Consider the following 24,472-nt stretch of genomic DNA (forward strand, 5'->3'; position numbering starts at 1 on the left):
GGGCCGGAGCCACGCTTCTGGACGCCGGGCTTCAGGCCCCCGGCTTCGCGTAACTCCCGTAACCGGTCCAGTCCAGCACCACGCACGGTTCGTCGCCCAGCACCCAGGCGTCGTGCCCGGGCGCGATCTGGACGAAGTCACCGGGGCCGTACTCCAGGCCCTCGCCGTCGTCCATCACGACCTGGATGCGCCCGCTCACCACGTACCCGGTGTGGGCGGCCTCGCAGCTGTCGGTGCCCGCCAGCGGCTTGACGTGCTCGGACCACTTCCAGCCCGGCTCGAACACCCCGCGCCCGACGGGTCCGCCGTCGGTCTCCAGCAGGTCCAGCCTGCCCTTGCCGCCTTCGAACGGCCGTGTCTCGTCGGGGCTGTCGAAGCTCCTGCGCAGCAGTCCGGCCATGGCCCATCGCCTCCAGGGGGAGAAGCAGCCCCGAGTCCACTCCTCACTCTACGCCCGGGGCCCCTCACCCCCGCAGGGACCGGCCGAACCCCGAGGCCAGCGGCATCCGCAGGCCCAGAGGAGGAGGCGCCGCCAGCGCGTCCGTGACGGGCCGCGAGTACCGGCCCGACAGCATCGAGCCGAGGATGAAGTCCACCGCGAGCGCCACCACTTCCGCCTGGTGCTCGCGCAGCCCGTGGCCGTCGGAGTGCACCTCGAACCGGCAGGTAGAACGATTCGCCTTCTTGGCCCGCGACGCCAGCTGGAAGGAGGACTCCGGGTCGCTGCGCGCGTCGTTCGTGCCGTGCACGATCAGCACCTGTCGCCCCGCGAGGTGTTTCACCGGTTCAGGGGAGGCCTCGCGCGCGGATTCCGCCAGGCAAGGGGCCAGCGCCAGCACCGAGTTGACGGCCTCGTGGCCCGCCGCCCGCAGCGCCGCCCCGCCGCCCGCGCCGTGCCCGGCCAGGCACACCGGCACGTCCCCGTAGATCCGTACCGCCTCGTCCGCGGCCCACCGCGCGGCCTCCTCCCGGGAGCCCGCGCCGTGCGCCACGGTGTGGGCGACCAGCCCGCCCGCCCCGCCCGCCCGGGCCAGCGCCCGCGCGAGCGGACGTACCGGACCGGGGGAGAATCTGGACGCTCCGGGAAGCAGGAGCACCACACCATTGACCGTGCCGTCCGTCGTGCCGTTCGCGCCGGCCGCCCGCCCAAGGCGGGCCCCGCGCGCCGGCGGCGCATGCTGTGCCATGGCGGAACAGTCTCAGACTGACAGGTGTACGCCACCCGTCCGTACGGTCTCTGTTACATATCGACCCCGGTCGCCGTCCGGCGCTCTACGCGCGTAGGAGCTAGAGTGCCCAGATGACGAGCGAGACCCCCAACCTGCCCACCCCGGATCAGATCCGCCGCTCCCCGAAGGTGCTCCTGCACGACCACCTCGACGGTGGCCTGCGCCCCGGGACGATCATCGAGCTGGCCCGCGACGCTGGCTACGAGAACCTCCCCGAGACCGACGCCGACAAGCTGGGCATCTGGTTCCGGGAAGCCGCCGACTCCGGCTCCCTCCCGCGCTACCTGGAGACCTTCGCGCACACCTGCGCGGTCATGCAGACGAAGGAGGCCCTCTTCCGGGTCGCCGCCGAGTGCGCCGAGGACCTGGCCGAGGACGGCGTCGTGTACGCCGAGATCCGCTACGCCCCCGAGCAGCACCTGGAAGCCGGCCTGAGCCTCGAAGAGGTCGTCGAGGCGGTCAACGACGGCTTCCGCGAGGGCGAGCGCCGCGCGAAGGCCAACGGCCACCGCATCCGCGTCGGCGCGCTGCTGACGGCCATGCGGCACGCGGCCCGCGCGCTGGAGATCGCCGAGCTGGCCAACCGCTACCGCGACAACGGTGTGGTCGGGTTCGACATCGCCGGCGCCGAGGCCGGGTTCCCTCCCACCCGCCACCTCGACGCCTTCGAGTACCTCAAGCGCGAGAACAACCACTTCACGATCCACGCGGGCGAGGCCTTCGGCCTGCCGTCGATCTGGCAGGCCCTGCAGTGGTGCGGCGCCGACCGGCTCGGCCACGGCGTGAAGATCATCGACGACATCGAGGTCGCCGCCGACGGCACCGTGACGCTGGGCCGCCTGGCCTCGTACGTCCGGGACAAGCGCATCCCCCTGGAGATGTGCCCGACCTCGAACCTGCAGACCGCCGCGGCCGCCTCGTACGCCGAGCACCCCATCGGCCTGCTGCGCAAGCTGCACTTCCGCCTGACGGTCAACACCGACAACCGGCTGATGAGCGGCACCAGCATGAGCCGCGAGTTCGAGCACCTGGTCGACACCTTCGGCTATTCGCTCGACGACATGCAGTGGTTCACCGTCAATGCGATGAAGTCCGCGTTCATTCCTTTCGATGAACGACTGGCGATGATCAATGACGTGATCAAGCCGGGTTACGCCGAGCTGAAGTCCGAGTGGCTTTTCCGGCAGACCGCTTCGACCAGCGGAACTGTCTCGGCCTAGGCCATGGCCTGACGTAGGGAAAGCGCCCGGGAGTGCCAACTCCCGGGCGCTTTCTCGTATTGTCGGATGTTTGCGGTGGGGCGTTTGAAGTGACTAGCTTGCGGAGCCGCCCAATTCCCCGTCGCAAGGACAATCCTTCATGAAGCTGTCAGCTGCCAAGTCCCTCGGTCTCGCCGTCGTCGGAGCCGCCCTCGCCGCGGGCGCGGCCGGTACCGCCTCCGCCGCCGGGCTCCCGGCCGCCAACCTGACGGACGCCCTCGGCTCCGTCACGGGGGCCACCAGCTCGCTCACGAACCAGACCGCGCAGGGCCAGGAAGGCCAGGAGTCCTCCGACCCGACCAAGGCGGTCACCGGCCTGCTCGGCGGCCTGGCTCCGGCCGCCAGCACCCTGAACGGCCTCGGCGGCTGATCCACGCCCCGAATTTCGCACGTTCGCACGCGTGGCGCACGCCCCTTCGAAGAGGTGTGCGCCGCGTCGCGCGGTGTGCCACGATCACCACCAACTGCCCGCCGACGCACTGGGTATGAGGTTCGGTCATGCGCATCAAGGCACGGTTCACGGCCCCCGCGACGACGCTCGCGCTGCTCCCCGCCCTGCTCCTCGGGGCCGCCGGATGCAGCAGCGGAACGAGCGGTTCCGCGGGCGCTCCGGCGGGCGGCAAGTCCCCGGACCCCAAGGGATCCGCCGTCGCCCCCGCCCAGGGCGCCCCCGGCGTCCCGGCCGGCTCCGCCGCGCCCAAGGCCAAGGACGCCACCCTGGAGGCGGCCGCCCTCGCTCCGGGCGACCTGCCCGGCTACCAGGTCTCCGCGCAGGGCAAGAACCCCAACGCCCCGGACGGTCAGCCGCAGGCCGACAAGAAGGCCTGCCAGCCGCTCGCCGACATCATGGGCGACAAGCCCGACCCGGCCGCGCGCGAGACCGTCAACCGGGGCATCGGCTCCCAGAAGCAGGTCGGCCTCGCCGTCTCCGCCTCCGTCAGCTCCTACTCCGAGAGCGACGCCAAGCGGGTGCTCTCCCGGCTCCGCGACGCCGTCGCGGCCTGCGGCGCGGGCTTCACCGCCACCGTCGAGAAGCAGACCGGCAGCTACCGGGACGTGAAGGCGGCCCCGTACAAGACCGCGGGTGACGAGAGCGTCAGCTGGACCACGACCGCCGCCGCCGCGGGCGTCTCCGCGCAGGTCCACCTGGTCGTCGCCCGCGAGGGGGACCGGGTGGTGCGGCTGATGGCCCTCAACGTGGCCGCCGCCGAAAAGAAGGCGCTGGTCCCGCAGGAAGTCGCGGACAAGCAGCTGGAAAAGGTCAAGAGCGCGGGCTGAGCCCCGCTCGCGTACCGCTAGGGCCCGCCCCGAGCGGCATTTACCAGGCCGTCCGCGCCGATCCGGCGGAGGTGGTGTGCCTCTCGTTCGGCATCAGCAGCCACAGCGCGAGATAGATCAGGAACTGCGGGCCGGGCAGCAGGCACGAGACCAGGAAGATGATGCGCATCGTCCGCGCCTTCATTCCGAAGCGGGCCGCGAGCCCGGCGCAGACGCCGCCGATCATCCGTCCGTCACGGGGTCGGGTCAGCGCGCTCATGGTGTTCTCCTTCGTAGGCGAATCGCGCTTCTTCGATTCGTTCCGCGCGATGCCTCAATATTCGCGCGGTACCGCCGACAGGACCTCGGTCCAGGGGCCGAGCCCGACCCTGGAAATCCTCGGGGTGGACCCCTGAGTTCCCCGCGAGCGCCGCACCCGGGCCCGCAGTGCCGGGACGACGGCGAGGTGGACGAGGACCACCCCGAGGGTGTTCAGCAACAGCGAGTCCACGTCCACGACCTGGCCCGGGACCGCCGTCTGGAGCATCTCGATGCTCAGGGAGATCAGCACGGCCGCGGCCGCCGTACGGGCCAGCGAGGCCCACGCGCCCAGCGACGAGGACGTCAGCCGGCCGCCGGCCAGCGGCAGCAGCACCCCCAGCGGGGCCAGCAGCGCCACCGCCTCGCCGATCCGGTGCGCGGCCTCCAGCGGCCCGTACGCGAGATCGGTGCGGATGCCCTCCAGGAAGTCCAGGTTCGCCGCCGCCGCCCAGGGGACGTCCAGCGGGCGCAGGGTGAGCCATCCGACGAGGACCAGATGAGCGGCCAGCAGGGCCCCGCTCAGGAGGCGGAGCCGGAGCGGGAGCTGTGTGGCGGTGGCGGCGCTGCCGCTGCCCTCATGACGGTGCACACCAGCGAGGACGCAGCCCCCGGCGGCACCGGTTCCGCTCCGGCGGGGTGACCCGCCTCGCTGATCGCGCACCGGGACGTACCGTCGCGAATCGCCGCCGTCAGCCGGTGGCGAGGAGGACGGCCAGGAGGACCGCGCCGAGGACGGCGGGCGCGATGATCTCGTAGGCCCACCTCACGGTGACGGCGCCCTGCGCGCCGGGCCGCCCGGCCCCGCGCTCGGCGAGCTCGCGCAGCTCGTCCACGACCTGGTCGGCGGCGGCCCGCTCGGGCCCGGCGGTGGTGGCGGCCGCGGCGTCGTCCTGCCGGCTGAGCCTGCGGTTCACCTTCTTCCGCTCGCGCAGCGACACCGGCACCGACCAGAGCTGGTACTTCGACCCCTCCGCCAGCACCTCCGCCGAATACCCGGCGCGCACCGCGTCCACGGCGCCCCAGGGCAGCACGATCACCCGGAACGGATTGCGCACCCGCATCCGGTCGTCGTTGGCGTAGACGGCCGGCCGCACGGTGAACGCGACGGTCAGCGGCACCGTGAGCAGGGCGATGGCGAGCCCGACCCAGCGGGTGGTGCCCTCGCCCCGTACGACGGCGTCCCCGCACAGCCACGCGATCACGGCCAGCAGCAGAACCCCGGTGACGACGGCCATCGGGGAGCGGTAGACGCGGTCGGCGTAGAGCGGCTCGTGCGGGGAGGGCGTAGTCATGTGGCCGATTCTGCCGTACGCCTCCGCCGACGGCCCGGGCGCACCGATGGCGGATGTCACGCCCAGATGTGCAGGAGGGGGGTGACAGGTCGCTACGCGCGTAGATATGCTCATGTGGTGACCATGCCCACCACCCTCACCGCATTCGCTGACGTGACGACGTCCGACAGCGCGCTGCGCCGCTTCCTGCACGGGCTGCCCGGCGTAGACGCAGTCGGCCTGGAGGCCCGCGCGGCCTCCCTCGCCACCCGCTCGATCAAGACGACGGCCAAGGCGTTCGCCATCGACCTGGCCATCTCGATGATCGACCTGACGACGCTCGAGGGTGCGGACACCCCGGGCAAGGTCCGGGCGCTCTCCGCCAAGGCCGTCCACCCCGACCCGACCGACCGCGGCACTCCCATGACCGCCGCCGTCTGCGTCTACCCCGACATGGTGGCCACGGCCAAGGCCGCGCTGAACGGAGCCGACGTCAAGGTCGCCTCCGTCGCCACCGCCTTCCCGGCCGGCCGCGCCGCGCTGCCCGTCAAGCTCGCCGACACCCGTGACGCCGTCGCCGCCGGCGCCGACGAGATCGACATGGTCATCGACCGTGGCGCCTTCCTCGCCGGCCGCTACCTGGACACGTACGAGCTGATCAAGGCCGTCAAGGAGGCCTGCGTCCGCCCCGACGGCAGCGCCGCCCGCCTCAAGGTCATCTTCGAGACCGGCGAGCTGTCGACGTACGACAACATCCGCCGCGCCTCCTGGATCGGCATGCTCGCGGGCGCCGACTTCATCAAGACCTCCACCGGCAAGGTCGGCGTCAACGCCACCCCCGCCAACACGCTCCTGATGCTCGAAGCCGTCCGCGACTTCAAGGCGCAGACTGGAATCCAGATCGGCGTGAAGCCGGCCGGCGGCATCCGGACGACCAAGGACGCGCTCAAGTTCCTCGTCCTGGTCAACGAGACCGTGGGCGAGGACTGGCTGACCAACCACTGGTTCCGGTTCGGCGCCTCCAGCCTGCTGAACGACCTGCTCATGCAGCGCCAGAAGCTGAGCACCGGGCGTTACTCCGGTCCCGACTACGTGACGGTGGACTGATCACCATGGCTTCCCTTTTCGAGTACGCACCGGCTCCCGAGTCCCGCTCGGTCGTCGACATCGCCCCCTCCTACGGGCTCTTCATCGACGGCGAGTTCACCGACGCCGCCGACGGCAAGGTCTTCAAGACCGTCTCGCCGTCGTCCGAGGAAGTCCTCTCCGAGGTCGCCCAGGCCGGCGCCGCCGATGTCGACCGCGCCGTGAAGGCCGCCCGCAAGGCCTTCGAGAAGTGGTCCGCGCTGCCCGGTTCCGAGCGCGCCAAGTACCTCTTCCGCATCGCCCGGATCATCCAGGAGCGCAGCCGCGAGCTGGCCGTCCTGGAGACCCTGGACAACGGCAAGCCGATCCGGGAGACCCGCGACGCGGACCTCCCGCTCGTCGCCGCGCACTTCTTCTACTACGCGGGCTGGGCCGACAAGCTCGACCACGCGGGCTACGGCGCGAACCCGCGCCCGCTCGGCGTGGCCGGCCAGGTCATCCCGTGGAACTTCCCCCTCCTCATGCTCGCGTGGAAGATCGCCCCGGCGCTCGCCACCGGCAACACCGTCGTCCTCAAGCCGGCGGAGACCACCCCGCTCTCGGCCCTCTTCTTCGCGGACATCTGCCGCCAGGCGGGCCTGCCCAAGGGCGTCGTCAACATCCTCACCGGGTACGGGGACGCGGGCGCGGCCCTCGTCGAGCACCCGGACGTCAACAAGGTCGCCTTCACCGGCTCGACCGCGGTCGGCAAGGCCATCGCCCGCCAGATCGCCGGCACCGACAAGAAGGTCACCCTGGAGCTGGGCGGCAAGGGCGCCAACATCGTCTTCGACGACGCCCCCATCGACCAGGCCGTCGAGGGCATCGTCACCGGCATCTTCTTCAACCAGGGCCAGGTCTGCTGCGCGGGCTCGCGCCTGCTGGTCCAGGAGTCGATCCACGACGAGCTGCTCGACTCGCTGAAGCGGCGGCTCTCCACCCTGCGCCTCGGCGACCCGCTCGACAAGAACACCGACATCGGCGCGATCAACTCCGCCGCGCAGCTCGCCCGGATCACCGCGCTCGCGGAGACCGGCGAGGCCGAGGGCGCCGAGCGCTGGTCCCCGGCGTGCGAGCTGCCGTCCTCCGGCTACTGGTTCGCCCCGACGCTCTTCACGAACGTCACCCAGGCGCACACCGTCGCCCGCGACGAGATCTTCGGCCCGGTGCTGTCCGTGCTGACGTTCCGCACCCCGGACGAGGCCGTGGCCAAGGCCAACAACACCCAGTACGGCCTGTCCGCCGGCATCTGGACGGAGAAGGGCTCGCGCATCCTCGCGGTCGCGGGCAAGCTCCGCGCCGGCGTCGTCTGGGCCAACACGTTCAACAAGTTCGACCCGACCTCGCCCTTCGGCGGCTACAAGGAGTCGGGCTTCGGCCGCGAGGGCGGCCGCCACGGCCTGGAGGGCTACCTCGATGTCTGAGTCTTCTGTGACCCGTCTGAACGTCTTCAAGACCTACAAGCTGTACGTCGGGGGCAAGTTCCCCCGCTCCGAGAGCGGCCGGGTGTACGAGGTGAGCGACTCGAAGGGCAAGTGGCTGGCGAACGCCCCCCTCGCCTCCCGCAAGGACGCCCGTGACGCGGTCGTCGCGGCCCGCAAGGCCTTCGGCGGCTGGTCGGGCGCGACCGCGTACAACCGCGGCCAGATCCTCTACCGCGTCGCCGAGATGCTGGAGGGCCGCCGCGAGCAGTTCGTCCGCGAGGTCGGCGAGGCCGAGGGCCTGTCCAAGTCCAAGGCGGCGGCGGTCGTCGACGCGGCCATCGACCGCTGGGTCTGGTACGCGGGCTGGACCGACAAGATCGGCCAGATCACGGGCGGGGCCAACCCGGTCGCGGGCCCGTACTTCAACCTCTCCACCCCGGAGCCGACCGGTGTCGTCACCGTCGTCGCCCCGCAGGACTCGTCCTTCCTGGGCCTGATCTCGGTGATCGCCCCCGTCATCGCGACGGGCAACACCGCGGTCGTGATCACGTCGGAGAAGTTCCCGCTCCCCGCCCTGTCCCTGGGCGAGGTGCTGGCCACCTCCGACCTGCCCGGCGGCGTGGTCAACATCCTGTCCGGCAAGGCCGCCGAGATGGGCCCGCACCTGGCGTCCCACCAGGACGTCAACGCGATCGACCTGGCCGGCGCGGACGCGTCCCTGGCCAAGGAGCTGGAGATCGCCGCGGCCGACAACCTCAAGCGCGTCCTGCGTCCACAGCCTGTGGACGACTGGACGGCCGACCCGGGCACGCACCGCATGACGGCGTTCCTGGAGACCAAGACGGTCTGGCACCCCACGGGTTCGCTCGGCGCGGGCGGCTCCTCGTACTAGACGGGCCCCCACCGGAACCGGCCCCGGCAGCGTCCCCCGCGCTGTCGGGGCCTTCCCGTACCCTCCGCGCCCCTACTTGGGGAGCACGGGCCCCAGCAGTGAGGTCACGGCCGCGCCGGGCAGCTCGCCCACGGAGGAACCCCTGGTCAGGCTCCCGGTGACCATGCCCGTACCGACGGCCGGGAAGTCCGCGACCTTGGTGGCCACCCCGTTGTCGAGGGGGTCCACGCCGGTGTTCGCGAGCGGGTTCACCTTGAGGTTCGCGATCGGGTCGGTCACCCCCGCCAGGGCCGCCGGAACGTCGAGCTCACCGGCCTGCGCCCCACCGGCCGCCATGGCCAGGGCCGCACCGGCCATCGAGAGACCCAGCCCCGCGGCCCGAAGCCGCTTGACCGGAGGGGTGGAGGCTGCGTGACGTGCCATGGGGTTCCCGCCTGTGGTCGTAGTCGCGTGCGCACACAGGGTAGTCGAGAGGGGTTCCCGGATTCCAACCGACAGCGTGAGGGTGTGAGGGTTGTCGCAGGCGCCGTCGGCGGTGTGTTGATACTCGCGGTCATGCCTCAGACTGGTGACCCGTGAGCTGTTCATCTCCCCTTCCCACGCGCGTCGTCCTGCTGACCGGTCCCTCGGGATCCGGCAAGTCCTCGCTCGCGGCCCGCTCGGGCCTGCCCGTACTGCGCCTGGACGACTTCTACAAGGAGGGGACGGACCCGACCCTCCCGCTGGTCGAGGGCAGCTCGGACATCGACTGGGACTCACCGCGGTCGTGGGACGCGGACACCGCCGTCGCGGCCATCGTGGAACTCTGCGCGACCGGTCGTACCGAGGTCCCCGAGTACTCCATCGCCACGTCCTCGCGGACCGGCACCGAGACCCTGGACATCTCCCGCACACCGCTGTTCATCGCGGAGGGGATCTTCGCCGCCGACATCGCGGCGCGCTGCCAGGAACTGGGGCTCCTCGCGGACGCGCTCTGCCTGCGCGGGCGCCCCTCGACCACCTTCCGGCGCCGGCTGGCCCGTGACCTGCGTGAGGGCCGCAAGTCGCTGCCGTTCCTGCTGCGCCGGGGATGGCGCCTGATGCGGGCCGAGCGGGGCATCGTCGCCCGCCACACCGCCCTGGGCGCCCACGCCTGCGGCCGTGACGAAGCCCTCGGCCGCCTGGCCGCCGCCGCGGCCGGCCGCCACCGCACCTCCCCGACCCCGGCCTGACCACAGCCGGCCGGACCCCGGAGAAATGAAAAGGCGGGATCATGCGGACCCCCGGCCGCCTGATCCCGCCTCTTCTCCCCCATGGCCTCCGTCCCACCCCCGTAGGACGGACCCCCCGGCCCCATGGTCTTCGTTACGCGACGAGCTCCCCGAAGGACTCCGCCTCGTCACGGCCGAAGCTCAGCACCTCGTCGTCCCGCAGCCGCCGCAGCGACCGCCAGATGCTCGACTTCACGGTGCCGACGCTGATGCCCAGGATCTCCGCGATCTCCGGGTCCGTACGGCCCTCGTAGTAGCGCAGCACCAGCATCGTGCGCTGCGGCTCAGGGATGCGGGCCAGCGCCTGCCACAGCACCGCGCGCAGCTCCGTACCCCGCATCGAGTCCGTGTCCGAGGCCGTCTCCGGCAGTTCCTCGGTCGGGTACTCGTTCAGCTTCCGCCGACGCCACGCGCTGATGTGCAGGTTCGTCATCGTGCGCCGCAGGTACCCGCCGACCGCCGCCTTGTCGCTGATCCGGTCCCAGGCGCGGTACGTGGAGAACAGCGCGCTCTGGAGCAGGTCCTCGGCCTCGTGGCGGTCGCCGGTGAGGTGGAAGGCCGTCGCGTACAGCGCGGCCCGCCGCTCCTGGACGTACGCCGTGAACTCCGCCTCCGAGGCGGAGGACGGGGTGCGCGGTGCGGGAACCGCCTGGTACTGGTTCGCGTCAATGGCTGTGACGTGTGCCGGCCGCGGACGGGCGACCGCCACCGTACGGACACCCGCCCGGCGGTTCACATCGTGCAGCCGCGTGACAACCGCGCTGGTCGTGGTGCTGTGCAGCGTGTTCATCTCGCGCCCCCCGTCGTGGAGTCTGCTTCGGTCCGTCGGTTCGATGACAAAAGACTGCCCGCCCGACATAACCGGGCTGTCCTGCGACTGTCACAGGCCTGTCACAGCCACCCGCGAGCGGATCCGCGCGGCACGACGGTCGAACTCCCGACGGCCGATGGGACAGAATGAGCGCGTGCCTTTCCTGTTGCTGATCGAGGACGACGACGCCATCCGCACGGCCCTCGAACTTTCCCTGTCACGCCAGGGCCACCGTGTGGCCACCGCGGCGACGGGCGAGGACGGCCTGAAACTGCTGCGCGAGCAGCGGCCGGACCTGATCGTGCTGGATGTGATGCTGCCCGGGATCGACGGCTTCGAGGTGTGCCGGCGGATCCGCCGCACCGACCAGCTGCCGATCATCCTGCTCACTGCCCGCAGTGACGACATCGATGTCGTCGTGGGTCTGGAGTCGGGTGCCGACGACTACGTGGTCAAACCCGTCCAGGGCCGGGTGCTCGACGCCCGGATCCGGGCGGTGCTGCGCCGCGGCGAGCGCGAGGCGACCGACTCCGCCGTGTTCGGGTCCCTGGTCATCGACCGGGCCGCGATGACGGTCACGAAGAACGGCGAGGACCTCCAGCTGACCCCGACCGAGCTGCGGCTGCTGCTGGAGCTCAGCCGCCGGCCCGGCCAGGCGCTGTCCCGCCAGCAGTTGCTGCGCCTGGTCTGGGAGCACGACTACCTCGGTGACTCGCGGCTCGTCGACGCCTGCGTGCAGCGGCTGCGCGCGAAGGTCGAGGAAGTGCCGTCCTCGCCGACGCTGATCCGTACCGTCCGGGGCGTCGGCTACCGGCTGGACTCCCCGCAGTGATCAGAGCCCTGTTCGCGGGCCGGCGCTGGACCAGCCTGCGGTTGCGGCTGCTCGTGGTGTTCGCGCTGGTCGCGCTGACGGCCGCGGTCTCCGCGTCCGGGATCGCGTACTGGCTCAACCGCGAGGCGGTGCTCACCCGTACCCAGGACGCGGCGCTCGGGGACTTCCGCCAGGAGATGCAGAACCGGGCGGCGGCGCTGCCCGCCGACCCGACGGCCGAGGAGATGCAGCGCACCGCCGAGCTGATGGCGGGCAGCAGCCCCGGGTACAGCGTGCTGCTGGTGCACGAACGCAAGGACGGCCGCAAGGTGTTCGGCGCGGCGGGGGCGGACTCCTTCGGGCTGGACGACGTACCGAATTCCCTCCAGCACGCGGTGAACGACCGGCAGAAGACGACGGCCGCCAACGACGCCGAGTACCACATGTACTGGCAGCGGACGAAGCCGAACGGGAACCCGTACCTGGTCGGCGGCACGCGGATCGTGGGCGGCGGGCCGACCGGCTACATGTACAAGTCGCTGGCCACGGAACGGGACGACCTCAACGCCCTGGGCTGGTCGCTGACCATCGCGACGGGTCTGGCGCTGCTCGGCTCGGCGCTGCTCGCGCAGGCGGCGGCGCGGACCGTGCTCAAGCCCGTACAGCGGCTCGGGGACGCGGCGCGGCGGCTCGGCGAGGGGGAGCTGGACCACCGGCTGGAGGTGTCGGGCACCGACGAACTCGCCGACCTGGCGCACACCTTCAACAAGACGGCGGAGGCGCTGGAGAAGAAGGTCGACGACATGAGCGCCCGCGAGGAGGCGAGCCGGCGGTTCGTGGCGGACATGTCGCACGAACTGCGCACGCCGCTGACGGCGTTGACGGCGGTGGCCGAGGTGCTGGAGGAGGAGGTCGACGACCTCGATCCGATGATCGCACCGGCGGTGGGGCTGGTCGTGAGCGAGACGCGGCGGCTGAACGACCTGGTGGAGAACCTGATGGAGGTCACCCGCTTCGACGCGGGGACGGCCCGGCTGGTACTGGACGACGTGAACGTCGCCGACCAGGTCACGGCGTGCATCGACGCCCGGGCCTGGCTCGACGCGGTCGAACTCGACGCCGGGCGCGGGATCGTGGCGCGGCTCGACCCGCGGCGGCTCGACGTGATCCTGGCCAACCTGATCGGCAACGCCCTCAAGCACGGCGGCTCGCCGGTGCGGGTGTCGGTGGCCGTGGAGGGGGAGTGGCTGGTGATCGCGGTCAAGGACAACGGGCCGGGCATCCCCGAGGAGGTGCTGCCGCACGTCTTCGACCGCTTCTACAAGGCGAGCGCGTCCCGGCCGAAGTCGGACGGCAGCGGGCTGGGCCTGTCGATCGCCCGGGAGAACGCGCACATCCACGGCGGTGAGATCACGGCCGCGAACGGGGCGGGCGGCGGGGCCGTGTTCACCCTGCGGCTGCCGATGGACGTGGGGAAGGTGATCGCGGGTGACGTGGACGCGTAGGGCTCCGCTGGTGCTGGTGGGGCTGGCGGGGGTGCTCGTGCTGTCCGGGTGCGGGATCCGGGCGACGACCGTGCCGGTGGACGTGGGCGCGGCGCCGTCGCGGGTGTCCTGCGACACCCCGGGGCAGCCGGCCGGGGAGAGCGGGGTGCAGGGGTTCCGGGCCACGGTGGAACTGGTGTGCGGATCGCAGCTGGTGGGCGTGGAACGGGTGGTGCCGGTGCCCGAGAAGCGGGTCGGACGCGATCCCGTGGTGCTGGTGGTGCAGGCGCTGCTGGAGGCGCTGGAGAGGGCCCCCTCGGGGGAGGAGCGGGACGCGGGCTTCACGACCGCGGTCCCGGACGGGCTGACGGCCGCCCCGGCCCGGGCGGGCGACCCGGCGGGCACGGTGCGGCTCAGCCGCAAGCCGGAGGACCTGCCGCCGGTGGCGCTGGCGCAGGTGGTGTGCACGCTGGCGGCGAGCGACGCGGTGTCGGCGGGGCCGGGGCCGGTGGTACTGGGCGGCCCGGACGCGGATCCGCCGCGGGCGTGGGAGTGCACGGAGACGGTCCGCTCCCGCCCGGAATCGGTCCCGACCCTGGGCGAACTGGCCCGGCCTTCGGCCTCGCCGTCGGGCGGCTGAGGCCCGGGCCCGCTCTTTCCCCCTCGACCCCGCCCCGGCTCGGCGCCTGCCCACCCGCCTCCCCATCCGCGGGCGGGGGGTGGTGCGGCGGCGGGGTCCCGGCCGGTCGGCATCGGGAGGGGCTGGGGGTTTCCCGCCAGTCCATCGTCCTTCCGTGCCGTGCCGGCCCGTCAAGGGCGCTCCTTCGTCGCGTCGCTTCGCGATCGCCTCCGGCGACCCTTGACCGACCGGCCCGTCCCGGAAAGACTAAAGACTGGCGGGAAGCCCCCAGAAGGACGGTCACGGGGGACGAGCAGCAGGAGCGGCCGCATCAGCGAAGCGGCGGGCCGTCTGCGGCCAGGTACGCCCGACCGCCGGGCCGATATGCGGCCGGGAGCGGCCTACCCGCACGAAATGACGACCAGAGCGCCCTGCGGAGCACCCGGCGCGCCAGATCGCTACGCGCTTGCGCATGGTTTGGCGTCCGGCGGCCGTCCGTGGCTGATCGCGGTCAGTTCGGTGGCCATCGTTGGTTCAGGCAGGCTTCCAAGGCATTGATGTAGTCGGCGGACACGATGTTTCCCACCGCGGTGGTGAATTCGAGACCGGACGGGTCGCGGATGTAGGCCAGCCGCACCCACTGCTCGGCTCCGCTGTCGGAGACGTTCTCGATGACCACGGCCATCAGCTCACCTTCGGTACCGGACGCGATGTCGCGGACACGGCGGTGGAGGAGGCGGTGGGGGACGTACTCGTACTGCTCACTCATCGGATGCCCCCTCGAAGGTGTCGAGGAACCGCTCCCAACCGACCCGCGCACGGTCGAGGAGGCCCTGGCTGAGGTTGTCGAGGGCCTTCGCCCTCGACGGCGAGTCGTCGGGATCGAGCAGACCGGTTGATGTCGTCTCGTGTTGTGCTGTCGCCATGCCGCATCCCTCGCGTTGTCTGCCGGACGGGTTGATGCTCTCGTCAGCCAGCGAGGGACTACAGGGACGCAACGTCCCACTTTTGCGTTCTTAGTCAGTGATGCCCAGGAACTCCGCCAGCTGCCGCACGCCTGGGGTGTGGTGCGGGCCCGCCCACAAATCCGACACGATGGCCACAGCCAAGGTGTGGTGACGCAGCCACGCCGGGGCCACCTTCCGCAGTCTTTCGAGCGCCTTGACGGCTCCGGCGGCGTCTCCCAAGTCCGTGTGGGCGCGGGCCAGATCCAAGAGCAGCCACGTACGCCACGAGGGAGGGGTGTCCTTGCTGAGCCTTATTCCTCTGGCTAGTGTCAGGGCTTCCTCCGGCCGCTCGTGCTGGACGGCGAGGCGTACGCGCTCAATGCGTACGGAGGATCGGCTGAAGACCGAGACCAGCTTGCTGTCGGTCGGAGGAGGCAATGTGGCCAGACGGCCTGCCGCCTTCTCTGCGGTGACCATCATGTCGTTGGCGGTCTCGTAGTCGTCGCTCCGCGCGTACGAGGTCGCTGCGGACATCAGCAGTCCGCCCCATACGCGGACACCCTCCGACGTACTGCTGTGTTCCCGCTCCACAGCGTCCGCGGCATGGACGGCCAGGTTCCGCGCGTCGTCCAGGCGGGCTTGGCGTTGGTAGGCCCACGCCACGGAGTTCGACAACATCGGGGCCAGTAGCGGGTCCGATGAGTCCCCGGCGGCAGCGTAGGCGCGCTCCAGAGCCGACAGTGCGAGATCGGTTTTTCCCAGACGGATGGCCAGGTGCCCGCCCAGTTGCAGAGCCTTACCGAGGGCGGCTTGCCCGGCTGCCCGCTGGTCGGCGTTGCCGACGGCTGCCAGGAGGCGGGCGTCGGCGATGATGCCGGGGAGCAAGTCCATGAGACGACCGAAGTCCGCCGAGTGGTACAGGGTCCATCCGGCCGCCAGTTCGGCCCGCAGGAGGGGGAGCGACAGGCGCTCGACACCCGTGGGTTCTACAGGAGGAGCGAACAATGGCGGCATGATCGCGCGCCGGACGGCCACGAGTGCTGGGGAATCGGCCTCACCGTTCGACGGCACGCCAGGCGGATCGCCCAGCAGACTCGTCAGTTCGACGCCCAGCCCCTTGGACAAGGCGTGGAGCGTGGGCAGTCGCGCGCTGTGCTTGCGCTTCTGTTCCAGTTTGCGTACGACGTCCACGGACACGCCGGACCGCTCCGCCAACCCTTCTTGCGTGAGATCGGCGAAACGACGAAGCCGACTCAGCCGGTCGCCCAAGTGCTCAGAGGCCATACCGCAAAGCTACGCCGTAGGTGATGCAGGCCGTCGGCTGTTGTTGCCGATAGTTCCTGATGGTCAGTGAGCAAGGGCGGCGAGGACGGTTGCCTCCTTGGACGGGGCGATGCCGTGCTCGGCAGCCCGGGGATGCTCCACGGGGCGCCCGTCGGCCTTCAGCCATTCCCAGGTGTCGCTGATGGTCGTGGTCAACGGCCGACAGGTCAGTCCGGCCGCCACGGCGCGCGACGCGTCCACGGACCACACCCCGGAGGCCGTGCGCCACAGCGGCATCTCGGTCCACTGGCGGACGCCGTGTTCCTCCAGCACGGCCGGATCAGCCCAGACGACATGTCCGGCGCCGCCGGTGACAGCGAGGCAATGGGCGAGGAACTCCCCGATGGAGAGCGGATCCGGATGGGCGACGTTGAACGCCTCGCCGCCGTCCTGAGCGGCTTGGTCCAGGGCGAACGCGGCCACGTCGCGCACGTCCACGGGCTGGATCGGACGAAGGGAGGGAGCGGCGGCGAGGATCGCTCCCCCACGCTCGGCCCGCCGCAGCCACCACGGCAATCGCCCCACGTACTCGCCGGGCCCCAGAATCACCCCAGGACGGAGGACCACTGCCGCGCGACCGAACGTCTGACAGATGGCCTTCTCGGCCCCGGCCTTCTGGAAGCCGTACTTCGTGGGGGACCCGTCCGGACCGGTGTGCCCGAACGACTCGTCAGCATCGGCCGGGGCATCGAGCAGGGGCGAGTCCTCCGTCAGGGGCTCGTGCGGCCACCCTTGGTAGACGGACACGGTGGAGACGTGCACCCAGCGCTCGACCGCGGGACGCAGCGCCTCGGCGGCCGTCAGCACGGTGCGGGGGGACATCTCCCCGGACGAGGTGTCGATGACGGCGTCCCATGGACCCGACTGGGCCAGCCGCTTCAGATCGGTGCCGCTGGTCCGGTCTCCCCGGACCGTCTCGATGCCCTCGGGCACAGCACCGGAGCGGCCCCGGTTGAACGCAGTCACGTCCCAACCGCGAGCGAGCGCACCCTCGATCACCGCTCTGCCGAGGAACCAGCCGCCACCGAGTACCAGGAGTCGCATGCCGCTGACCCTGCCACGAACACGTTTGACGGCACCACCGGCCATCGCGTCTGTGAGACTGTCCGAGACTTGAAGGAGCATGCATGAGCGAGGGGTTCGGCCTGGTCGTGCGCTTTTCGCTGCGCGACCAGGCATCCGCGAAGGCATTCGACGAGCTGTGCGCGGCCACCCTGGAGGGCATCAAGACGGCGGAGCCGGGCACGCTGGCCTACGTGGTGCACGTACCGGTCGGCGAGCCCCTGGTCCGCGTGTTCTACGAGCTGTACGCGGACCGTGCGGCGTTCGAGGTCCACGAGACGCAGCCGCACACCCGGCACTTCCTCGCCCAGCGGGAGCAGTACCTTGCCGATGTCGAGGTTACGTTCCTTGACGTGATCGGCGGGAAGGGATCTGTCGACAAGACCGTTTGAGAGGGCCTGGATGACTCAGTCAGTGCGCGTCGGTATCGAGCAGCTCGACGGACCGGCTGCGGTGTTGGCCGAGGGGGCTTTTCGATCGGTCTATGCCGAGGTGTTCGCCGCACCGCCCTATGGGGAGACGGAGGTGGGCGTGGCGGCTGCCTTCCGGCATTTTCGGGCCCAGACCCGCAAGAGCACGTTCCGGGGGGTTCTGGCGACGGCTGATGACGGTGAGCCGGTCGGTATGGCGTACGGCTTCACCCTCGGCCCGGAGGCGGTGTGGTGGGACCAGCTCACGGAACCGGTGCCTGAGGACATGCGGCGCGAGGACGGCCGGCGAACCTTCGGCCTGATCGAACTGGCCGTGCGCGCCGCCTGGCGTCGACAGGGCGTCGCCCGCCGCCTGCACGAGAGTCTGCTCGCCGCCGTCGACGCCGAACGGGTCCTGCTCAACGTCCACCCGGACAGCCGGGCGGCCGTGGCCGGGTATCGCGCATGGGGCTACCGCAAGGTGGGTGATGCACACCCCTGGGCCGGGGCGCCCCTGTACGACGTGATGCTGCTCGACCTCGGCTGAACACCCACAGACGGCCGGCAGGCGCCCTGTCATGAGAAGCACGTGGCGATCTGGCGCGTCCGGAGGCTTCCTGGGCTGATCTGGTCGTCGTCAGGTGCGGGTAGCCGCCCCCCTGGCTCGGGATCGCGGACTCTGAGGCCCGGATGTGCGGCGGGCCGGGGCCCGGTCCCTCGACTGGTCTCTGATACGGCCGCTCCTCGATCGTTCTGCCCGGCCCGTTCTTTTGGGGGTTTCCCGGCAGTCTTCGTTTTTCCGGGGCGGGACGGGCTGTCAAGGGTCGCCGAAGGCGATCGCGAAGCGACGCGAACGAAGTGAGCGCCCTTGACTGACCGGCACGAACCGGAAGGACGATGAGACTGACGGGAAACCACCAAAAGCTTCTCTGAGACGGGCCAGGGGGATGCGGCTCCCCCCGACCCCCCGCCCCCGCAATGCCGACGGCCCCCTCAGGGGGAGCTGAGGGGGCCGTCGGGGTGGGGGCTGGGCGGGGTTACAGGCCCATCGCCGCCGAGAGGTCCTTCTTGATGGTGTCCAGGATTTCCTGGCCCCGGGTGCGGGCCGGGGTGAGGTCGGAGGCTTCCGGGACCGGGACCACCACCTCCAGGTAGCACTTGAGCTTCGGCTCCGTGCCCGACGGGCGGACGATGACGCGGGCCTTGTGGTCGCCGTCCAGGTGGTAGCGCAGGCCGTCCGTGGGCGGGAGGGCGGCCGAGCCGACGGACAGGTCCTCCGCCGAGACGACCCGGAGGCCCGCCAGGGACGTCGGCGGCTCCGCGCGGAGGGCGGCCATCGCCGAGGCGATCACCGAGAGGTCCGACACGCGGACCGAGAGCTGGTCGGTGGCGTGCAGGCCGTGGGCCATCGCCAGGTCGTCCAGCAGGTCGGTCAGGGTGCGGCCCTGCTCCTTGAGGACCGAGGCCAGCTCCGCCACCAGCAGGGCGGCCGTGACGCCGTCCTTGTCGCGGACGCCCTCGGGGTCCACGCAGTAGCCGAGCGCCTCCTCGTAGCCGTAGCGCAGGCCCTCGACCCGGGAGATCCACTTGAAGCCGGTGAGGGTCTCCTCGTACGGCAGGCCCGCGGCCTCCGCGATCCGGCCCAGGAGGCTGGACGAGACGATCGACTCCGCGAAGGTGCCCTGGGCGCCCTTGTGGACCAGGTGGGCCGCCAGCAGCGCCCCGACCTCGTCGCCGCGCAGCATCCGCCAGCCGCCGTTCCCGTCCGGGACGGCCACCGCGCAGCGGTCGGCGTCCGGGTCGTTGGCGATGACGATGTCCGGGTTCACCTCGGCGGCCTTCGCGAATGACAGGTCCATCGCGCCCGGCTCCTCCGGGTTGGGGAAGGCGACCGTCGGGAAGGCCGGGTCCGGCTCCGCCTGCTCGGCGACCAGCACCGGGGTGGGGAAGCCGTGCCGGGCGAAGGCGGCCAGGACGACGTCCTTGCCGACGCCGTGCATGGCCGTGTAGACGGTCCGCACGCCGCGCGGGGACCCGGGGGTCAGGACGGCGTCCGTGCGCGCCAGGTAGGCCTCCAGGACCTCGTCGCCGAGGTCCTGCCAGCCGGACGCGGGGCGCGGGACGGAGGCGAGCGAGGAGATCGCGTCGATCTCCGCCGCGATCTGCGCGTCCGCCGGGGAGACGATCTGCGAGCCGTCGCCGAGGTAGACCTTGTAGCCGTTGTCCCGCGGAGGGTTGTGGCTCGCGGTCACCTCGACGCCGGCGACGGCGCCCAGGTGCCTTATGGCGTACGCGAGGACGGGCGTCGGCAGCGGCCGGGGCAGGACGGCCGCGCGCAGTCCGGCGCCGAGCATCACGGCGGCGGTGTCGCGGGCGAAGTCCGCCGACTTGTAGCGCGCGTCGTAGCCGACGACGACCAGGCCGCCGTCGTGGCCCTGGGCCTTCAGGTAGGCCGCCAGACCCGCCGCGGCCCGGATGACCACGGCACGGTTCATCCGCATCGGGCCCGCGCCGAGCTCGCCGCGCAGTCCGGCGGTGCCGAACTGGAGCGTGCCGGAGAACCGGTCCGCGAGCTCCGCCGTGTCGCCGGACGCGATGAGCGCGGCGAGTTCGTCCGCCGTCTCCCGGTCCGGGTCCTCCGCCAGCCAGGCCTGCGCCCGGGTGATCAGGTCGTCCTGTGCCTGTTCCTGCACTGCTTCCGCCTTACCTCTCGTACGTCGATCAGATGCGGGCGAGGACCTGCGTCAGCAGCGTGCCCATGCGCGCGGCCGAGTCGCGGCCGGCCTGGAGGACCTCTTCGTGGTTCAGCGGCTCGCCGGACAGGCCCGCCGCCAGGTTGGTGACCAGGGAGATGCCCAGGACCTCGGCGCCGGCCTCACGGGCGGCGATGGCCTCCAGCACGGTGGACATGCCGACCAGGTCGGCGCCCATCACGCGGATCATGTTGATCTCGGCCGGGGTCTCGTAGTGCGGGCCGGGGAACTGGACGTAGACGCCCTCCTCCAGGCTCGCGTCGATCTCCTTGCACATCGCGCGCAGGCGCGGCGAGTACAGGTCGGTGAGGTCGACGAAGTTCGCGCCGACGATCGGCGAGGTGGCCGTCAGGTTGAGGTGGTCGCTGATCAGGACCGGCTGGCCGGGCTTCATGCCCTCGCGCAGACCACCGCAGCCGTTGGTCAGGACGATGGTCTTGCAGCCGGCGGCGACGGCGGTACGGACACCGTGCGCGACGGCGGCGACGCCGCGGCCCTCGTAGTAGTGGGTCCGGCCGAGGAAGAGCAGCGCGCGCTTGTCGCCGATCTTGTACGAGCGGATCTTGCCGCCGTGGCCTTCGACGGCCGGGGGCGGGAAGCCGGGCAGTTCGGTGACCGGGAACTCGGCCTCGGGCGCACCCAGCGCCTCGGCGGCGGGGGCCCAGCCGGAGCCCATGACGAGGGCGACATCGTGGGAATCGACGCCGGTCAGCTCGCGCAGGCGGGTGGCGGCGGCGTCGGCGGCGGCGAAGGGGTCGGTAACAGATGCGTTCACGCGGACGAGCGTAACCGCTCTCGGCCTACGCGCGTAGATGGCGCAGCTCACGGTGTTCGGATCGTTGCCTTGTCGTTTCCGCCGAAACGTCCCCGACGCGTGGTACGCGTCCTGGAGGGCCGCTCGGGGCGCCCCGGAGGTCAGGCCCAGGTCAGCACGGGCGCTTGCGGAGTTCCATCACGTAGTCGTGCGGGGCGCCGGCCGACTCGGCGGCGTCGGCGATCTCACCCAGGTACCGCGCCGAGGGCAGGCCGCCCTCGTAGCCGTTCAGTACGTACACCCAGGCGGCCTCCTCGCCGTCCAGGGTGTGGACCCGGATCCGCATGCGGCGGTAGATGTCCATCCCGACGCCCTCCCAGCGGTCCATGGAGTCCTCGTCCAGCGGGGCGATGTCGTAGAGGGCGACGAAGACCTGGTGGCGGGGGGCTTCGACGATCGTGGCGAGTGCGCCCTCCCAGCCCATCTGCTCGCCGCCGAAGGTCAGCCGCCAGTCGTTGATCCAGCCCGTGCCGCGCAGCGGCGAATGCGGAGCGCGGCGCGTCATCAGCCGCGGGTCGAGGTTGCCGGCGTACGCGGCGTAGAGCGACATGAGGTCGAGGGTACGGGAGGGGCGACCCGCCCCGCGTTCCCGGATGGCGCACCCGGGGCGGTACCGGGGGCGAAGCACCTTGATGAGTGCGGGACAATGGGGCACGGAATGCATCCCCCGGGGAGACCCCCCGGAACACCGGCCGGGGCGGCAGCCGGCCGGGTAGACGTGAGGCGGACTTTTCGTGACCCGGATCGTGATCATCGGCGGCGGACCCGGCGGGTATGAGGCGGCCCTGGTGGGGGCCCAGCTCGGCGCGGAGGTGACCGTCGTGGACTGCGACGGTCTGGGCGGGGCGTCGGTGCTCACCGACTGCGTGCCCTCGAAGACTCTCATCGCGACCGCCGAGGTCATGACGACCTTCGACTCGTCGTACGAGGAGCTGGGGATCGTCGTCGCGGACGACACCCCGCACATCGAGCAGGCCGCGCGCGTCGTCGGCGTGGACCTCGGCAAGGTGAACCGGCGCGTCAAGCGCCTCGCCCTCGCCCAGTCCCACGACATCACGGCCTCCGTGACCCGGGCCGGCGCCCGCGTGCTGCGCGGCCGCGGCAAGCTCGGCGGCCCGCAGGGCATCGACGGGACCCGGGACGTCATCGTCACGGCCGCCGACGGCACGGAGACGATCCTGACCGCCGACGCCGTGCTCATCGCCACCGGCGGGCACCCCCGGGAGATCCCGGACGCGATGCCCGACGGGGAGCGGATCCTGAACTGGACCCAGGTCTACGACCTGGAGGAGCTCCCCGAGGAGCTCATCGTGGTCGGCTCCGGCGTCACCGGCGCCGAGTTCGCCGGCGCGTACCAGGCCCTCGGCTCCCGGGTGACCCTGGTCTCCTCGCGCGACCGCGTGCTGCCGGGCGAGGACCCCGACGCCGCCGCCGTCCTGGAGGACGTCTTCCGCCGGCGCGGCATGAACGTCATCGGCCGCTCGCGCGCCGAGTCCGCCAAGCGCGTCGGCGACCGGGTCGAGGTCACCCTGTCCGACGGCCGGGTCCTCACCGGCACCCACTGCCTGATGGCGGTCGGCGCGGTGCCCAACACCTCGGGCATGAACCTGGAGGAGTCCGGGGTCCGGCTCAAGGACTCGGGGCACATCTGGACCGACAAGGTCTCGCGCACCTCCTCCCCGGGCGTGTACGCCGCCGGTGACGTCACGGGCGTCTTCGCCCTGGCCTCCGTCGCCGCCATGCAGGGCCGCATCGCGATGTACCACTTCCTCGGCGACGCGGTGGCCCCGCTGAACCTCAAGACGGTCTCCTCCAACGTCTTCACCGACCCGGAGATCGCCACCGTCGGCTACACCCAGGCCGACGTGGACGCGGGCCGGATCGACGCCCGCGTGGTGAAGCTCCCGCTGCTGCGCAACCCGCGGGCGAAGATGCAGGGCATCCGGGACGGCTTCGTGAAGATGTTCTGCCGCCCGGGCACCGGCATCGTGGTCGGCGGCGTGGTCGTCTCCCCGCGTGCGAGCGAGCTGATCCACCCGATCTCGATCGCCGTCGACAACAACCTGACGGTCGAGCAGATCGCAAACGCGTTCACCGTGTACCCCTCCCTGTCCGGTTCGATCGCCGAAGTGGCCCGCCAGTTGCACACCCGCAAGGCGGCCGGCGAGGCGTAACCGACGGCCAACCGCCCCTTCTCGTACGGAGGTTGGGGCGGAGGCCGAGGTGGGACGCGGGTGAGCGGCGGATGTTCGCCTCGCGGCCCGGCCGCGTATACCACTAGTCGGCCCACCGTATGGACAACTTCGGTATTCCGGCGCAAAGAGCTGAAAGCAGACGGTCGCTGGGGTTACTGTCAGTTTCGTGTTCGCTGCAGAACGTCGCCAATTGATCCTCGAAATGGTGCGCGCCAACGGAGCGGTTTCGCTCCGTGAGCTCGCCCGCGTCGTCCAGACCTCCGAAGTGACCGTACGGCGGGACGTGCGGGCACTGGAGGCAGAAGGACTCCTCGACCGCCGGCACGGCGGTGCGGTCTTGCCGGGTGGTTTCACGCGGGAGTCCGGCTTTCCGCAAAAGTCCCATCTCGCGACGGCGGAGAAGACCGCCATCGCCGATGTCGCGGCCGGCCTCGTGGAAGAGGGCGAGGCCGTGGTCGTCGGTGCCGGAACCACGACCCAGGAGCTGGCCCGCCGGCTCGCCCGCGTGCCCGGCCTCACCGTCGTCACCAACTCGCTGCTCGTCGCCCAGGCCCTGGCGCACGCCAACCGGGTGGAGGTGGTGATGACCGGCGGCACCCTGCGCGGGTCCAACTACGCCCTCGTGGGCAGCGGCGCCGAGCAGTCCCTCCAGGGGCTGCGGGTGTCCCGGGCCTTCCTGTCCGGGAGCGGGCTGACCGCCGAGCGCGGGCTGTCCACCTCCAACATGCTCTCCGCGAGCGTGGACCGGGCGCTGGTGCAGGCCGCGGCCGAGGTGGTGGTGCTCGCCGACCACACGAAGCTCGGTACCGACACCATGTTCCAGACCGTGCCGACGGACGTCATGACGCGGCTGGTGACCGACGAGCCGCCACCGCACGACGACCGGGCCGCCACGGAACTCCAGGCCCTGGCCGACCAGGGCGTACAGATCACCGTGGCGGGCTCCGCGGTGGCCTCCGGAGGGGGCCACGCCGCGGGCGGGGAGGGCATGCAGGGCCGCAGGCCGCGCCGGGAGTCCCCGCTGCCGGTCCAGCGGCGCGGCGGCCCCACCGCCCAGCTGCGCAGCGCGCCCCCGTCGATGCTGGAGCAGCAGGCCGGGGAGCGGGCCCGCGTCGCGGACATGCGGCGGCGCTGACCCGCATCCCGATCCGGATACGGATCCGCTCGCGGGCGGTGTCCGCGGGGCCGCTCCCGCCAGGGTGGCCCGGCGAAGAC

At 71.5% G+C, this 24,472-nt stretch carries 28 protein-coding genes; 14 read left to right on the forward strand and 14 right to left on the reverse strand.

The features are described from left to right. Positions 1 to 31 precede the first annotated feature (31 nt). Both ACFV0Q_RS18145 and ACFV0Q_RS18150 read right to left on the reverse strand, forming a co-directional pair. Positions 32 to 400, reverse strand: a complete 369-nt coding sequence (locus ACFV0Q_RS18145) for a cupin domain-containing protein (protein ID WP_385006411.1) — start codon at positions 398 to 400, stop codon at positions 32 to 34. Positions 401 to 464: 64 nt separating this feature from the next. Beyond that, a complete protein-coding gene (locus ACFV0Q_RS18150; protein ID WP_385006414.1) occupies positions 465 to 1,187 on the reverse strand; it encodes an alpha/beta hydrolase in 723 nt (240 codons plus the stop codon). A 113-nt stretch (positions 1,188 to 1,300) separates the two neighbouring features. Here ACFV0Q_RS18150 and ACFV0Q_RS18155 point away from each other — a divergent pair, with 113 nt between their 5' ends. The 3 genes from ACFV0Q_RS18155 (at position 1,301) to ACFV0Q_RS18165 (ending at position 3,766) form a co-directional block, all read left to right on the forward strand. Continuing rightward, the gene (locus ACFV0Q_RS18155; RefSeq protein ID WP_385006417.1) at positions 1,301 to 2,449 is read left to right on the forward strand and encodes an adenosine deaminase; all 1,149 of its coding nucleotides are present in this window, start codon (positions 1,301 to 1,303) and stop codon (positions 2,447 to 2,449) included. A gap of 139 nt (positions 2,450 to 2,588) precedes the next feature. After that, entirely contained in the window at positions 2,589 to 2,858 is a 270-nt protein-coding gene (locus tag ACFV0Q_RS18160) for a hypothetical protein (protein WP_385006419.1), read from the forward strand. A 128-nt stretch (positions 2,859 to 2,986) separates the two neighbouring features. Continuing rightward, on the forward strand, positions 2,987 to 3,766 hold the full coding sequence (locus ACFV0Q_RS18165) for a hypothetical protein (RefSeq protein WP_385006421.1): 780 nt from the start codon (positions 2,987 to 2,989) through the stop codon (positions 3,764 to 3,766). A 40-nt stretch (positions 3,767 to 3,806) separates the two neighbouring features. On the opposite strand, the gene ACFV0Q_RS18170 is transcribed toward ACFV0Q_RS18165, so the two are convergent. The 3 genes from ACFV0Q_RS18170 to ACFV0Q_RS18180 all read right to left on the reverse strand — a co-directional run bounded on the left by ACFV0Q_RS18170 (position 3,807) and on the right by ACFV0Q_RS18180 (position 5,358). Beyond that, the gene (locus ACFV0Q_RS18170) at positions 3,807 to 4,025 is read right to left on the reverse strand and encodes a PspC domain-containing protein (protein WP_385006423.1); all 219 of its coding nucleotides are present in this window, start codon (positions 4,023 to 4,025) and stop codon (positions 3,807 to 3,809) included. A 54-nt stretch (positions 4,026 to 4,079) separates the two neighbouring features. Continuing rightward, a complete protein-coding gene (locus ACFV0Q_RS18175; RefSeq protein ID WP_385006425.1) occupies positions 4,080 to 4,655 on the reverse strand; it encodes a VanZ family protein in 576 nt (191 codons plus the stop codon). 100 nt (positions 4,656 to 4,755) lie between these two features. Continuing rightward, positions 4,756 to 5,358, reverse strand: coding sequence for a PH domain-containing protein (locus ACFV0Q_RS18180; RefSeq protein ID WP_385006427.1), 603 nt, complete (start codon positions 5,356 to 5,358; stop codon positions 4,756 to 4,758). Between the two features lie 123 nt (positions 5,359 to 5,481). On the opposite strand from ACFV0Q_RS18180, the gene deoC reads away from it, so the two are divergent. Genes deoC through ACFV0Q_RS18195 form a run of 3 tightly spaced genes read left to right on the forward strand, consistent with a single transcriptional unit; the run spans position 5,482 to position 8,778 of the window. Next, on the forward strand, positions 5,482 to 6,444 hold the full coding sequence (gene deoC, locus ACFV0Q_RS18185; RefSeq protein WP_385006462.1) for a deoxyribose-phosphate aldolase: 963 nt from the start codon (positions 5,482 to 5,484) through the stop codon (positions 6,442 to 6,444). A 5-nt stretch (positions 6,445 to 6,449) separates the two neighbouring features. After that, positions 6,450 to 7,886 carry an aldehyde dehydrogenase family protein gene (locus ACFV0Q_RS18190; RefSeq protein ID WP_385006429.1) on the forward strand — a complete coding sequence of 479 codons (1,437 nt, stop codon included), beginning with the start codon at positions 6,450 to 6,452 and terminating at the stop codon, positions 7,884 to 7,886. Next, positions 7,879 to 8,778: an aldehyde dehydrogenase family protein gene (locus tag ACFV0Q_RS18195; RefSeq protein ID WP_385006430.1), complete on the forward strand. Its 900-nt coding sequence runs from the start codon at positions 7,879 to 7,881 to the stop codon at positions 8,776 to 8,778. The genes ACFV0Q_RS18190 and ACFV0Q_RS18195 overlap by 8 nt, the downstream gene beginning before the upstream one ends. Before the next feature lie 72 nt (positions 8,779 to 8,850). Here the strand turns inward: ACFV0Q_RS18195 and ACFV0Q_RS18200 are convergent, their stop codons facing one another. After that, the gene (locus tag ACFV0Q_RS18200; protein WP_385006432.1) at positions 8,851 to 9,201 is read right to left on the reverse strand and encodes a hypothetical protein; all 351 of its coding nucleotides are present in this window, start codon (positions 9,199 to 9,201) and stop codon (positions 8,851 to 8,853) included. Between the two features lie 152 nt (positions 9,202 to 9,353). On the opposite strand from ACFV0Q_RS18200, the gene ACFV0Q_RS18205 reads away from it, so the two are divergent. Then, positions 9,354 to 9,989 (forward strand): uridine kinase, encoded by a 636-nt coding sequence (locus ACFV0Q_RS18205; RefSeq protein WP_385006434.1) that lies wholly within the window; start codon positions 9,354 to 9,356, stop codon positions 9,987 to 9,989. A gap of 133 nt (positions 9,990 to 10,122) precedes the next feature. On the opposite strand, the gene ACFV0Q_RS18210 is transcribed toward ACFV0Q_RS18205, so the two are convergent. Further along, on the reverse strand, positions 10,123 to 10,818 hold the full coding sequence (locus ACFV0Q_RS18210; RefSeq protein WP_266574322.1) for a SigE family RNA polymerase sigma factor: 696 nt from the start codon (positions 10,816 to 10,818) through the stop codon (positions 10,123 to 10,125). A gap of 175 nt (positions 10,819 to 10,993) precedes the next feature. Here ACFV0Q_RS18210 and afsQ1 point away from each other — a divergent pair, with 175 nt between their 5' ends. The 3 genes from afsQ1 to ACFV0Q_RS18225 are packed head-to-tail and all read left to right on the forward strand — an operon-like array spanning position 10,994 to position 13,774. Beyond that, positions 10,994 to 11,671: a two-component system response regulator AfsQ1 gene (gene afsQ1, locus ACFV0Q_RS18215; protein WP_385006436.1), complete on the forward strand. Its 678-nt coding sequence runs from the start codon at positions 10,994 to 10,996 to the stop codon at positions 11,669 to 11,671. Then, on the forward strand, positions 11,668 to 13,155 hold the full coding sequence (locus tag ACFV0Q_RS18220) for an ATP-binding protein (RefSeq protein WP_385006438.1): 1,488 nt from the start codon (positions 11,668 to 11,670) through the stop codon (positions 13,153 to 13,155). The genes afsQ1 and ACFV0Q_RS18220 overlap by 4 nt, the downstream gene beginning before the upstream one ends. Further along, on the forward strand, positions 13,139 to 13,774 hold the full coding sequence (locus ACFV0Q_RS18225) for a hypothetical protein (RefSeq protein WP_385006440.1): 636 nt from the start codon (positions 13,139 to 13,141) through the stop codon (positions 13,772 to 13,774). The genes ACFV0Q_RS18220 and ACFV0Q_RS18225 overlap by 17 nt, the downstream gene beginning before the upstream one ends. A gap of 490 nt (positions 13,775 to 14,264) precedes the next feature. Here the strand turns inward: ACFV0Q_RS18225 and ACFV0Q_RS18230 are convergent, their stop codons facing one another. The 4 genes from ACFV0Q_RS18230 to ACFV0Q_RS18245 form a co-directional block, all read right to left on the reverse strand. After that, complete coding sequence (locus ACFV0Q_RS18230; RefSeq protein WP_385006442.1) at positions 14,265 to 14,522, reverse strand: hypothetical protein; 258 nt, start codon at positions 14,520 to 14,522, stop codon at positions 14,265 to 14,267. Then, the gene (locus ACFV0Q_RS18235) at positions 14,515 to 14,679 is read right to left on the reverse strand and encodes a hypothetical protein (protein WP_385006444.1); all 165 of its coding nucleotides are present in this window, start codon (positions 14,677 to 14,679) and stop codon (positions 14,515 to 14,517) included. The genes ACFV0Q_RS18230 and ACFV0Q_RS18235 overlap by 8 nt, the downstream gene beginning before the upstream one ends. A gap of 90 nt (positions 14,680 to 14,769) precedes the next feature. Further along, positions 14,770 to 15,984: a helix-turn-helix domain-containing protein gene (locus ACFV0Q_RS18240; protein WP_385006446.1), complete on the reverse strand. Its 1,215-nt coding sequence runs from the start codon at positions 15,982 to 15,984 to the stop codon at positions 14,770 to 14,772. Between the two features lie 63 nt (positions 15,985 to 16,047). Next, positions 16,048 to 17,067, reverse strand: coding sequence for an NAD-dependent epimerase/dehydratase family protein (locus ACFV0Q_RS18245; protein ID WP_385006448.1), 1,020 nt, complete (start codon positions 17,065 to 17,067; stop codon positions 16,048 to 16,050). A gap of 83 nt (positions 17,068 to 17,150) precedes the next feature. Here ACFV0Q_RS18245 and ACFV0Q_RS18250 point away from each other — a divergent pair, with 83 nt between their 5' ends. Further along, positions 17,151 to 17,477 carry a putative quinol monooxygenase gene (locus ACFV0Q_RS18250; protein WP_385006450.1) on the forward strand — a complete coding sequence of 109 codons (327 nt, stop codon included), beginning with the start codon at positions 17,151 to 17,153 and terminating at the stop codon, positions 17,475 to 17,477. Positions 17,478 to 17,487: 10 nt separating this feature from the next. After that, on the forward strand, positions 17,488 to 18,042 hold the full coding sequence (locus ACFV0Q_RS18255) for a GNAT family N-acetyltransferase (RefSeq protein ID WP_385006452.1): 555 nt from the start codon (positions 17,488 to 17,490) through the stop codon (positions 18,040 to 18,042). A 490-nt stretch (positions 18,043 to 18,532) separates the two neighbouring features. Here the strand turns inward: ACFV0Q_RS18255 and ACFV0Q_RS18260 are convergent, their stop codons facing one another. The 3 genes from ACFV0Q_RS18260 to ACFV0Q_RS18270 form a co-directional block, all read right to left on the reverse strand. Beyond that, a complete protein-coding gene (locus ACFV0Q_RS18260; RefSeq protein WP_385006454.1) occupies positions 18,533 to 20,188 on the reverse strand; it encodes a phospho-sugar mutase in 1,656 nt (551 codons plus the stop codon). A 28-nt stretch (positions 20,189 to 20,216) separates the two neighbouring features. Next, on the reverse strand, positions 20,217 to 21,023 hold the full coding sequence (locus tag ACFV0Q_RS18265; protein ID WP_385006456.1) for a purine-nucleoside phosphorylase: 807 nt from the start codon (positions 21,021 to 21,023) through the stop codon (positions 20,217 to 20,219). 151 nt (positions 21,024 to 21,174) lie between these two features. Next, a complete protein-coding gene (locus ACFV0Q_RS18270) occupies positions 21,175 to 21,612 on the reverse strand; it encodes a gamma-glutamylcyclotransferase (protein ID WP_385006458.1) in 438 nt (145 codons plus the stop codon). Between the two features lie 184 nt (positions 21,613 to 21,796). On the opposite strand from ACFV0Q_RS18270, the gene ACFV0Q_RS18275 reads away from it, so the two are divergent. Continuing rightward, positions 21,797 to 23,236 (forward strand): NAD(P)H-quinone dehydrogenase, encoded by a 1,440-nt coding sequence (locus tag ACFV0Q_RS18275; RefSeq protein ID WP_385006460.1) that lies wholly within the window; start codon positions 21,797 to 21,799, stop codon positions 23,234 to 23,236. A 223-nt stretch (positions 23,237 to 23,459) separates the two neighbouring features. Beyond that, positions 23,460 to 24,392 (forward strand): DeoR/GlpR family DNA-binding transcription regulator, encoded by a 933-nt coding sequence (locus tag ACFV0Q_RS18280; RefSeq protein WP_385006464.1) that lies wholly within the window; start codon positions 23,460 to 23,462, stop codon positions 24,390 to 24,392. Positions 24,393 to 24,472 lie beyond the last annotated feature (80 nt).

It is taken from the genome of Streptomyces sp. NPDC059564 (genome assembly GCF_042735575.1).
In the GTDB taxonomy this organism is placed as follows: Bacteria; Actinomycetota; Actinomycetes; order Streptomycetales; family Streptomycetaceae; genus Streptomyces.

Excerpts from the sequence above, each read along its gene's own strand:
- ACFV0Q_RS18145 (WP_385006411.1), bottom strand. The coding sequence starts at position 400 with ATGGCCGGACTGCTGCGCAGGAGCTTCGACAGCCCCGACGAGACACGG.
- ACFV0Q_RS18150 (WP_385006414.1), bottom strand. The coding sequence starts at position 1,187 with ATGGCACAGCATGCGCCGCCGGCGCGCGGGGCCCGCCTTGGGCGGGCG.
- ACFV0Q_RS18155 (WP_385006417.1), top strand. The coding sequence starts at position 1,301 with ATGACGAGCGAGACCCCCAACCTGCCCACCCCGGATCAGATCCGCCGC.
- ACFV0Q_RS18160 (WP_385006419.1), top strand. The coding sequence starts at position 2,589 with ATGAAGCTGTCAGCTGCCAAGTCCCTCGGTCTCGCCGTCGTCGGAGCC.
- ACFV0Q_RS18165 (WP_385006421.1), top strand. The coding sequence starts at position 2,987 with ATGCGCATCAAGGCACGGTTCACGGCCCCCGCGACGACGCTCGCGCTG.
- ACFV0Q_RS18170 (WP_385006423.1), bottom strand. The coding sequence starts at position 4,025 with ATGAGCGCGCTGACCCGACCCCGTGACGGACGGATGATCGGCGGCGTC.
- ACFV0Q_RS18180 (WP_385006427.1), bottom strand. The coding sequence starts at position 5,358 with ATGACTACGCCCTCCCCGCACGAGCCGCTCTACGCCGACCGCGTCTAC.
- deoC (WP_385006462.1), top strand. The coding sequence starts at position 5,482 with ATGCCCACCACCCTCACCGCATTCGCTGACGTGACGACGTCCGACAGC.
- ACFV0Q_RS18190 (WP_385006429.1), top strand. The coding sequence starts at position 6,450 with ATGGCTTCCCTTTTCGAGTACGCACCGGCTCCCGAGTCCCGCTCGGTC.
- ACFV0Q_RS18195 (WP_385006430.1), top strand. The coding sequence starts at position 7,879 with ATGTCTGAGTCTTCTGTGACCCGTCTGAACGTCTTCAAGACCTACAAG.
- ACFV0Q_RS18200 (WP_385006432.1), bottom strand. The coding sequence starts at position 9,201 with ATGGCACGTCACGCAGCCTCCACCCCTCCGGTCAAGCGGCTTCGGGCC.
- ACFV0Q_RS18210 (WP_266574322.1), bottom strand. The coding sequence starts at position 10,818 with ATGAACACGCTGCACAGCACCACGACCAGCGCGGTTGTCACGCGGCTG.
- ACFV0Q_RS18230 (WP_385006442.1), bottom strand. The coding sequence starts at position 14,522 with ATGAGTGAGCAGTACGAGTACGTCCCCCACCGCCTCCTCCACCGCCGT.
- ACFV0Q_RS18235 (WP_385006444.1), bottom strand. The coding sequence starts at position 14,679 with ATGGCGACAGCACAACACGAGACGACATCAACCGGTCTGCTCGATCCC.
- ACFV0Q_RS18240 (WP_385006446.1), bottom strand. The coding sequence starts at position 15,984 with ATGGCCTCTGAGCACTTGGGCGACCGGCTGAGTCGGCTTCGTCGTTTC.
- ACFV0Q_RS18245 (WP_385006448.1), bottom strand. The coding sequence starts at position 17,067 with ATGCGACTCCTGGTACTCGGTGGCGGCTGGTTCCTCGGCAGAGCGGTG.
- ACFV0Q_RS18250 (WP_385006450.1), top strand. The coding sequence starts at position 17,151 with ATGAGCGAGGGGTTCGGCCTGGTCGTGCGCTTTTCGCTGCGCGACCAG.
- ACFV0Q_RS18255 (WP_385006452.1), top strand. The coding sequence starts at position 17,488 with ATGACTCAGTCAGTGCGCGTCGGTATCGAGCAGCTCGACGGACCGGCT.
- ACFV0Q_RS18270 (WP_385006458.1), bottom strand. The coding sequence starts at position 21,612 with ATGTCGCTCTACGCCGCGTACGCCGGCAACCTCGACCCGCGGCTGATG.
- ACFV0Q_RS18280 (WP_385006464.1), top strand. The coding sequence starts at position 23,460 with ATGGTGCGCGCCAACGGAGCGGTTTCGCTCCGTGAGCTCGCCCGCGTC.